Below are 791 nucleotides of genomic sequence, written 5' to 3'. Positions count from 1 at the left end.
GTGGAAGAGCTGCCCGGCGGGCCGCGGCCGCTGCCGCTGCTGAGCGGATTCAGCCTCACGACGGCCTACAGGGCGCTGGGGTGCTTTAATCCGTCGGAAACGTCGGACGCATACTTCATTCTTTCCAACGACCGCGACGAGGTCTGGTTTATCTGTAACCGGCATCTGCGAACCGTTGTTATGCGCCATGACTGCACGGCATTCCGTTTGCCGCTCTCTTCCCTGGACGAATGTTTCGTGACCGGTGAACTCCCGGTGTTACCCCTCAGGCTCAGCGATTAAACAGCATTCTGAGAAGAACCTTCAGGTGTTCTCTCTCGGCCTCATCGTCGGCACCGTCGAGGCGCCCTATCAGTTTCAGGCACAAGGCGGTGCGCGTCAGCCGCCGCTCCTGACGCAGGATTTCAACGGTGATGCGGCCCAGCAGCTCAATCTGGCAGGGGTGAGTGACCTGGCTGAAATAGCCGGTCAATCCGGCTTCTTTTTCCGGCGGTAGTCCGTCCTGTCGCATCAAATACCCGTGCGTAGTGAATGAGGTCGGGCGCAAAGTAACCGATGCACAGGCGCGTGTACAGCAGTAATCCTGCGGTGCTCTATCTTTTAAACAGCACCACGCATTATTGCAGACAATTCAGCGGTATAAATTAACGCTCCGGTTATCAGGGAGGCTAAGTGAACAGAAAAGTAACGGCGGACGACAGCATGCCCATTACCCTGCCCGACACCAGCTTCAGCCAGGTGCTGAATCCGGAAGACACCAACCGGGCCGATACCCGCGCCTTTCTTGCCCG

2 protein-coding genes are annotated in these 791 nt (G+C 57.8%); one reads left to right on the top strand and one right to left on the bottom strand.

Going from position 1 to position 791, the window contains the following annotated elements; all coding sequences use genetic code 11:
* Positions 1 to 282 (top strand): hypothetical protein (locus F3J37_RS27830; protein ID WP_166936850.1); only part of this gene is annotated, 282 nt, incomplete at its 5' end.
* On the opposite strand, the gene F3J37_RS27825 is transcribed toward F3J37_RS27830, so the two are convergent.
* Complete coding sequence (locus tag F3J37_RS27825) at positions 272 to 511, bottom strand: biofilm development regulator YmgB/AriR family protein (protein WP_045816981.1); 240 nt, start codon at positions 509 to 511, stop codon at positions 272 to 274. The two genes, F3J37_RS27830 and F3J37_RS27825, sit on opposite strands and share 11 nt — an antisense overlap.
* Positions 512 to 791 lie beyond the last annotated feature (280 nt).

This window comes from Candidatus Pantoea communis, assembly GCF_011752685.1.
Classification (GTDB): Bacteria; Pseudomonadota; Gammaproteobacteria; order Enterobacterales; family Enterobacteriaceae; genus Pantoea; species Pantoea communis.
The sequence above is the reverse complement of the archived record's forward strand: the minus strand, read 5'-3'. Positions and strand labels throughout refer to the sequence as shown.